The sequence below is a fragment of the Streptomyces spongiae genome, from assembly GCF_009377185.1.
GTDB classification, from domain to species: domain Bacteria; phylum Actinomycetota; class Actinomycetes; order Streptomycetales; family Streptomycetaceae; genus Streptomyces; species Streptomyces spongiae.
The window spans coordinates 1-7,726 of record NZ_VJZC01000481.1; the positions used below are offsets into that span (position 1 = coordinate 1).

Annotated in this window: 8 protein-coding genes; 2 read left to right on the top strand and 6 right to left on the bottom strand. The window is 70.2% G+C overall.

Annotated features, from left to right (window positions below):
- Positions 1–151 precede the first annotated feature (151 nt).
- From FNH08_RS38870 to FNH08_RS38890, 5 genes are read right to left on the bottom strand one after another with little or no spacing between them, the layout of a single operon-like run.
- Positions 152–748 carry a GAF domain-containing protein gene (locus FNH08_RS38870; protein WP_152776240.1) on the bottom strand — a complete coding sequence of 199 codons (597 nt, stop codon included), beginning with the start codon at positions 746–748 and terminating at the stop codon, positions 152–154.
- Positions 749–785: 37 nt separating this feature from the next.
- Positions 786–1,388: a GTP-binding protein gene (locus tag FNH08_RS38875; RefSeq protein WP_152776241.1), complete on the bottom strand. Its 603-nt coding sequence runs from the start codon at positions 1,386–1,388 to the stop codon at positions 786–788.
- The gene (locus FNH08_RS38880; protein ID WP_152776242.1) at positions 1,366–1,743 is read right to left on the bottom strand and encodes a DUF742 domain-containing protein; all 378 of its coding nucleotides are present in this window, start codon (positions 1,741–1,743) and stop codon (positions 1,366–1,368) included. Before FNH08_RS38880 ends, FNH08_RS38875 begins: the two co-directional genes overlap by 23 nt.
- A gap of 2 nt (positions 1,744–1,745) precedes the next feature.
- Positions 1,746–2,183, bottom strand: coding sequence for a roadblock/LC7 domain-containing protein (locus FNH08_RS38885; RefSeq protein ID WP_152776243.1), 438 nt, complete (start codon positions 2,181–2,183; stop codon positions 1,746–1,748).
- On the bottom strand, positions 2,170–3,804 hold the full coding sequence (locus FNH08_RS38890; RefSeq protein ID WP_322726183.1) for an ATP-binding protein: 1,635 nt from the start codon (positions 3,802–3,804) through the stop codon (positions 2,170–2,172). The genes FNH08_RS38885 and FNH08_RS38890 overlap by 14 nt, the downstream gene beginning before the upstream one ends.
- Before the next feature lie 649 nt (positions 3,805–4,453).
- Between FNH08_RS38890 and FNH08_RS38895 the strand changes: the two genes are divergently transcribed.
- On the top strand, positions 4,454–5,269 hold the full coding sequence (locus FNH08_RS38895) for a hypothetical protein (protein ID WP_152776245.1): 816 nt from the start codon (positions 4,454–4,456) through the stop codon (positions 5,267–5,269).
- A gap of 55 nt (positions 5,270–5,324) precedes the next feature.
- On the opposite strand, the gene FNH08_RS38900 is transcribed toward FNH08_RS38895, so the two are convergent.
- A complete protein-coding gene (locus FNH08_RS38900; RefSeq protein WP_152776246.1) occupies positions 5,325–6,281 on the bottom strand; it encodes an AraC family transcriptional regulator in 957 nt (318 codons plus the stop codon).
- Between the two features lie 361 nt (positions 6,282–6,642).
- Between FNH08_RS38900 and FNH08_RS38905 the strand changes: the two genes are divergently transcribed.
- A partial coding sequence (locus FNH08_RS38905) for an ATP-binding protein (RefSeq protein ID WP_152776247.1) occupies positions 6,643–7,726 on the top strand: 1,084 nt, incomplete at its 3' end.

Sequence of the window (7,726 nt, forward strand, 5' to 3'; positions counted from 1 at the left end):
GGTCGGGGGAGTTGGACCCGGGGCGGCGCAGGGAGTCGCTCCAGAGGCAGCTGAGCCGCGGGCACCGTACACGTGCCCGCGGCTTCGTCTTCCCGTAGCCGGCCGTACTCCGCCGTACTCCTTCGTCCCCGGAACACCAGCGGCCGCCCGGTCACATCGTGCGGCCCTCCGCCCGGGCCTGGATCCAGTCGGACATCTCCTGGGCCATGCTCTTGATGATCTCCAGGCGCTGCCGCCCCCACGGCCGGGCCTCGGTGTCCACGACGCAGATCGTCCCGAGGTTGATCCCCTCCAGCGTGTCCGCCAGGGGCGCCCCTATGTAGGAGCGGATGCCGATCTCGTCCACGACCGGGTTCCCGGCGAACCGCGGGTAGTCGCAGACGTCGTCGAGCACCAGCGCCGCCGTCCGCTTGACGGTGTGCGGGCAGAAGCCGTGGTCCAGGCCCATCTCCCGGCCCACGCCGCCCTGGTCCTGCGCCGACCGCTGCTCCACGTTCACCGGGCCGGCCTCGGGCGTGTAGAGCCCCGCGAAGAACTGACGGCGGTGATCGATGAAGTTCACCATCGCGAACGGCGCGTCGAGTTCCGTGGCGAGTCGGCGCGCGAACTCGTCGAACTCGGGCAGGGGGGTGTTCCCGATCCCCAGCTGGGCGAGCCGGGCGGCCCGGTGCGGGCCCGCCGGGTCCTCGGGGGTCAGCAGCAGGCGGTCGAGGGGCTCGTACGTGGAATAGCGATCTGAGCTGTGCATGTGAACTCCGTTCGGTGTCGGCTGGGTCGAGCAGGGATCAACGGAGCACGTTGGCCTCCTGCGCCCCGGAGCCGTAGGTCAGGCTGAGCAGGTGCTCGACGAGTGTGAGGAGCACGCCCGTACTGGAGCTGCACTGCCGTGCGTCGCAGAAGACGACGGGCGCCTCCGACTTCAGGCCGATGGCCTGGCGTACCTCCTCGTCGGTGTACCTGTAGGCACCGTCGAACTCGTTCACCCCCACGACGAACGGGATCCCGCGCAGTTCGAAGAAGTCGACCGCGGGGAAGCAGGCGTCGAGCCTGCGGGTGTCGGCGAGAACGACCGCTCCCAGTGCGCCGTCCGACAACTCGTCCCACATGAACCAGAACCGCTCCTGTCCGGGCGTGCCGAACAGGTAGAGGACGTGCTCCGAGTCGAGGGTGATACGCCCGAAGTCCATCGCCACGGTGGTGGTGGCCTTGTCCTCCACGCCGTCGAGGCTGTCCGTGCGGGCGCTGATCGTGGTGATGACCTCTTCGGTGTTCAGGGGAGCGATCTCGCTGGCTGCCCCGACGAAGGTCGTCTTGCCGACCCCGAAACCTCCGGCTATGAGGATCTTCAGGGCGGTCGGGAAATGGTCAGAGCCGCGCGCGAAGACCATCGAGCACCGCCTCCAAAGTTTCTCGGTTGGCGGCCGTTGCCGCCTCAATGACACGGGGCGCCCGTGCGGTGAGCGCCTCCTGCTGTACAAGATCGGACAGGAGGACCTTGGTGACGGCGACCGGGAGTTTCATGAGGGCCGCCAACTCGACCACCGACACGGGAGTGCTGCACAGGCTGAGCACGTGGTCGTGGTCGGGGCCGAGATCGGCGGTCGGTCGTACGCCGGTGGACATCACCAGGGTGAGCATGTCGAAGTGTGTCGAGGGCCGAGTGCGCCCGTTGCTGACGGTGAAGGGCCGGACCAGTCTTCCGGCCTCCTCGTCAAGGAACATCTCGTCCGGCTCGTCCGGCATGGTCAGTTCCCCGCCCCGGAGGACGTGATGGTCGGGCGGCGCGCGGGGGTGGCGAGGAACGGCTGCACGGCGCGGATGAGCATGCCCATCTCGTAGCCGAGCGTCTCCGTGTGCGTCGTCGCGTCCGCGGTGACCGCGAGCACGGCGCCGTGGCCCGCGGAGGCCACGATGAGGATGCCGTTGTTCAGCTCCACGACGACCTGGCGCACGGCGCCGCCGCCGCCCAGGATCCGGTCCTGGCCGTAGGAGCGGCCCAGGGAGTTGAGCCCGGACGCTATCGCGGCGAGCCGGTCGGCATCGTCGCTGGCGAGATCGGCGTGGGCTTTCCTCAACCCGTCGGAAGAGAGCAGCAGCACCTGCCGCGTACCCGGCACGGTCTTCTTCAGGTTCTCCAGCAGCCAGTCGACGTTCTGGCCGGTGGGGTGGCTATCGCTCACCATGGTGCGGTTCTTCTCCTTGAGATTGATACGAGGCCCAGCGCGAGTCGCCCCCCGGGCTCACGTCGGACGAGGTGCCGGCACGGCCCATGCCCCGGTTGATGCCGGCCAGAAGGCCGGGGTTGAACCCGGGTTCCTCCGCGGCTTCGTCCGGATGGTTCTGGGGACCGTTGCGGAGCTCTGGTGCCAGATGGCTCTGCGGGCGGCGTTGCGGCAGCACGGGCCGCGGCTGCTGGGCGGTCCCGTGCGGTGAGGGGAGCCCGGCTCCCGCGGACCGGCTGTCGGGGAGCCCTGCACCGGCGGACCGGCTCTCATGCCGTGCTTCGAACCGTGGCTGAGCCATCGCCTGCCGGGGTGCCGCGGGAGCTGCCGCGGGGGGAGCGGCCGCGGAGTGCTGCGGCTGCCGGCCCGGCGCGGCGGACGGCGTGCCCGGCGCGGAGGAGGCGGCCCACGTCTGCTGCGGTGCGGGTGCCACGGGCGCGGGACGGGGCTCCGCCGGCATCGCCTGCGCCGGTGCCTGGCCTTCCTCGGTGCCGAGCAGCTGGTGCGGGAGCACGAGGGTGGCCTGGACGCCGCCGTAGATGTTGCCGGACAGCCTGACGGCGATGCCGTGCCTGCGGGCCAGTGACGAGACGACGAAGAGGCCGATGCGTCCGTCGGCGAGCAGCGTGGCGATGTCGACGTGACCCGGGTCCGCGAGCAGGGCGTTGATGCGGTCCTGGTCGTGCTGCGGGATCCCGAGGCCCCGGTCCTCGACCTCCACGGCGATGCCGGCCGTGACCCGTCGCGAGCGCAGCAGGATCTGGGTGTCCGGCTTGGAGAACGCCGTGGCGTTCTCGACGAGCTCGGCCAGGAGGTGGATGACGTCGGCGACCGCGTGACCGCGCAGGGTGCCCTCGATGGGCGGTACGAGCTTGACGCGCGAGTACTGCTCGACCTCGGCGATGGAGGAGCGCAGCACCTCGGTCAGCGTCACCGGGTTGGTCCACTGACGGCGGGAGACCGCGCCACCGAGCACCGCGAGGTTCTCCGCGTGCCGCCGGATGCGGGTGGCCAGGTGGTCGATGCCGAAGATGCGCCGCAGCAGGTCCGGGTCCTCGACCTGGTTCTCCAGATCGTCCAGCTCACGGATCATGCGGTGGACCAGGGACTGCAGCCGACGGGCCAGGTTGACGAAGACCTCGACCTTGTCGTGGCTGTCCTCGGAGGCGGCCTCGGTGAGCCGCGCCGCCTGGACCAGGGCTTCCCTGGCGTTGTGCTGGGCCTCGGCGAGCTCGTACACGAGGACCTCACGCGGGTCCCCCGTGCGGGGAGCCGGGTGGGTGAACACCCGTGAATGGAGCTGCTCACCCCGCTCGAGTGCGGCAAGCGCCTCGTCGAGCGGCCACTTGCCGCTGGTGACGGTCTGGCGCAGCGAAGCGATCTGCCGCGACTCCCTCCGGGCCTGGGAACGGGCGGAGGAGACGGCACCGGCTATGCAGCCGCACGCGAGGGCGGCGGCGCCGCCCACGATGCCCCAGGTGGTGCTGTCGACGGCTCCCTGCTCCAGGTGCAGGACCAGAGCGGTGACCGTGGAGGCCGCGACCGTCGACACGAGTGCCGCGGGGAGAACGGCGAGTCGCACGAGACGGGACCGCACCTCGGGGGAGGGCGCGGGCTCCGAATCGGGCGACCTGCCGTGCCGGTTGCGGGGCGGAGGCGTCACAGGGGCCGGCCGACCGCGTTCCGGGTTTATGTCATAGGGCGGGGGTTCAGGCATCGGAGTCCTCTCGATCAGCCAGTACGCGACAGAGTAGCGAAAGACGTCAACCATCTGACCAGCCGCTCAAGTTGCTCCTGGAAGGGATTTTCACTTGAACAGGCATCAATCACGGCGAGGCCGGGACGGTACTCCGTCGGCTTCTCGCAGGGAGGTACTCCACACTTCGTCGTCAGGGCCCTGAGGCGGACAACTTCAGCCACGGGAACACCCGTTGGGTCCGGGCGGATACACAGTCGCACAGTGTGCACAGCGGCTACCTGTAACATTCACAGCGGGCCAGGGTCCCTGGCGTTGTGAACCCGTACCCCAACGGCCTGAACGTGTTGCCGAGTTGCGGTCGGGGATGCCTCTCCCGGGCTGTTCCGCCGCTGCGTGCGCGCCGGTCGTCGCTGTCCGGTGAATACACGTGTCACCGACACAAGAACTGCCTATGCTGGGGCCAAGATTTCGAATTTCGCGGAATGTTGGAGGGGCCGGGGTGGGGGACTTGGGTCCGGATGGTGAGCGGTCCTTGCGGAGTGAGCTCGACCGGGGAATCGGGCACTACATGGCGTCGGTCGCGGAGCATCTGCTCGCCGAGGGACTGCCGGTGAGCAGTATCGCTGTTTACAGTGACTTCACCGACGAGACGCAGTCCCGACACCAGAAGGACGTCGAGGGTGCGATCTACTTCACCAGCAGGTTCGAGACCGCCCTGCTGGGCGGCCCCGGGACCGCGCAGCTGCACTGGTGCGCGGTGTCGGGTTGGTGTCTCGTCCTCGTGCCCGACTCCTCGTCCGCCGAGGGCCGGACCTTCCGCTGGCTCGGTGAGGGTCTGTGGCCTGTGCGGGAGGCTGTCGCACGCTTCGTCCTGACCATGCGGGCCGACCCCCGCAGCAAGAGCAGTGAGCGTCCCGTGTACCGCTCGCCGGGGACGGACCTGGAAGACCTCGCGGGGCGTCTGCGGAAGTTCGTGCCCGAGCCGGACTCCCCGGGCGAGGACGACTACCTGTACCGCTTCGCCCGGCGGCTCAGCGAGACCTACCGGGACCGGATCGGCAGGGCGCTGCTGGCGCCGCAGCAGGGACGGGTGCAGGTCGTGCTCGCCAGTGGCGAGTTAGAGGCGCTGAGGCTCGTGTCGGACTTCGTCGAGGCCACCGAGGTCGCCTCCGAGGGCGGTTCCCGCGCGCTGCCCCCCGGGCCCGGCTCGCTCGCCCACCTGCTGGCGAACGATCTGACCCGGCGTGGTCAGCACAGCGGCAACCCCCAGGACGCCGCGGACACCTACCGTCAGGCCCAGGACCGGGCCATTTCGGACCGCAACAGCCTTCAGGGCCTGCCCAACTGAACCGGACGCCGCCGAGCTGTCCGAAAGGTGTCCTCCGCTCCGGCGCGCGATCCGTTCAGCGGGAGCGGTACCGCATCTCACGCGGGCTCACGCCGTACCGCTGGCGGAAGGCCGTGCTCAGCGTGCTCGCCGAGGAGAAGCCCGAGGCGTGGGCCAGGTCCGTGATCGTGATGTGCTCGCACTCCGTGCACTGGAGGCGGTCGCGGACCAGCCGCAGGCGCTCCTCGCGGATCAGGTCGCGGGGCGTGGTGCCGGCGCGCTGCAGGGCGAGCTGTATCTGGCGCAGTGACCAGCCCAGGGCCCGCGCCATCGACGTACCCGTGAGGCCGGGGTCACAGGCGTGCTCGCGTACGTAGCGGCGGACCATCGCCTCGACCTCGCCCAGGTGGCCCGGTGTGTCCGGCCGGTCGTCGCCGACGGCGAGCATGCAGACCAGCTCGACGATGCGGTCGGAGACGGCGTTGAACTGCGGGTCGGTGAGGTGGTCGCGCTCCTCGTACAGATCGTTCAGCATGGAGCCCACGATCCGGCCCAGGCCCGTGGTCAGGTCGAGACCGGTCGCCACCGGTGACCTCCGGTTCAGCGGGCCGTCCACCTCGTGGGCCGGGATGGTGAGGATGAACGCCTGGGTGTCCGCGTCCTGGAGGCACTGGAACGGCTCCCCGAACGTGACCAGTGTGCCGGTCCCCGGGGTGAGCCGGGCCTCCTGGCCGTCCTGCCGCAGCACGATCTCCCCGCTCACCGGCAGCAGCAGGCGGTAGTCCCCGTCGGGGTCCTGGCGCACCTGGTGCGAGGTCCGGCTGTACTCGATCTGGTCCGAGCCGTACTTGACGAGCTGGTAGACCCCGGTGCGCTGGCGGACCGCCTCGCCGCGGAAGTTGTCGGTGCAGGCGTACCTGAAGCCCATCCGGGGCTGGTACGTCCCGATGTGCTCGCGCCAGAAGTCGGCGCGTTCACGCGGATCCACCTCTCCTGTGGTCTGCGACTCGACGGTGTAGCTTCCCGCGGGCAACGCTCCCCCTTCGCGGTGATGGGTCCCGACGGTTTCGTACATGCTGTTATGTACGGTTCGAAGCCGTCCACCGTTCGCCGGCGGCGGCCGTTACTGGAGGGAACCCTAATGGGCCGTCCGTTGCCATGGGCGACCATCAGCCACGGCATATGCCGGAGTTGAGTGCCGCGTTCCCTGATGTACCGCGCGCCTTCGTGCGCCGCGCGCACCACTTGTGCGCCCCACGGCAACTTCCGTGCGCGTCACGGAAAGTGCGCGCGCCGTCGCGCAACTACCATCGACCGCTCCGCCCACTCATGCCCGCCCGCGGCGACTTGAGGACATGGCGACTTGTGGACGTGACGTAAGGACTTGTGACCTCATGACGGAGCCCATACCGGAGGCGGTGACCTGGGGCCTGGCCGCACTTCTGGTGGCCGTTGCCGTGCTTCTGGTGCGTCAGCACGGGATCACCCGCCGACAGCGGGGACGCGGCGCGGACCTCGCGGACGGACTGCGCGCACGGGACGAGGCGCTGCGCCATCTGGTCCTGGTCCGCCTGCCCGCCCTCGCGGACTCCCCGCGCCAGTCCGCCCCCGGCCCCCTGGACGCCCGGCTGGCCGACACGGAGTTCGCGAAGGGCCTCGAAGAGATCCTCGTACGCTTCTCCGGCGCCGTGGAGCACGCGCAGGCCCGCGCCGACCAGTCCGCGAAGGCCGCGCTGAAGGCGTCGATGCGCTCCATCCAGGCCCTCGCCAACGAGCAGCAGGTGTCCATCTCCGAGATGCAGGACCGGCACGACCGTCCCGACGTGCTGCGCGACCTCCTGGAGATCGACCACACCAACGCCCAGTTCGGCCGCCGCGCCCAGGCCATCGCCGTGCTGTGCGGCTCCTGGCCGGGGCGCCAGCGCGCCACCTCGCCGCTGGTCGAGGTCGTCCGCGGCGCGACGTCCCGTATCCGGGACTACCGGCGCGTCCGCGTCACCGGCCAGGTCGACATCGCCGTGGAGAGCCGCGCGGTGGAGCCGGTCGTCCTCGCCGTCGCCGAACTCCTCGACAACGCGGCCCGCCACTCGCAGCCCAACACCCATGTCGAGGTCAACGTCCAGGTGGTGCACAACGGCGCGTGCGTGGTCGTCGACGATGCCGGCGTCGGCATGGACGGGCACGCGGTCGAGCGCGCGGGCGAACTGCTCAGCGGGCACCGCTCGGTGGACGTGACCCGCCTCGACGACCCGCCCCAGTTCGGCTTCGCCGTCATCGGCGTGCTCGCCCGGCGCTACGGCTTCAACGTCTCCGTGGACACGCGTTCTCCGTACGGCGGTGTCCGTGCCGTGGTGTTCGTGCCGTCGGCCCTGCTGACCCACGTGGAGCCCCCGGCCCCGAAGCCCGCGGCCAACATCCCGCCGCCCCGCAAGCCGGACCCCGAGCCCGACCCCGAGCCCGTGGCGGAGCCCATGAAGG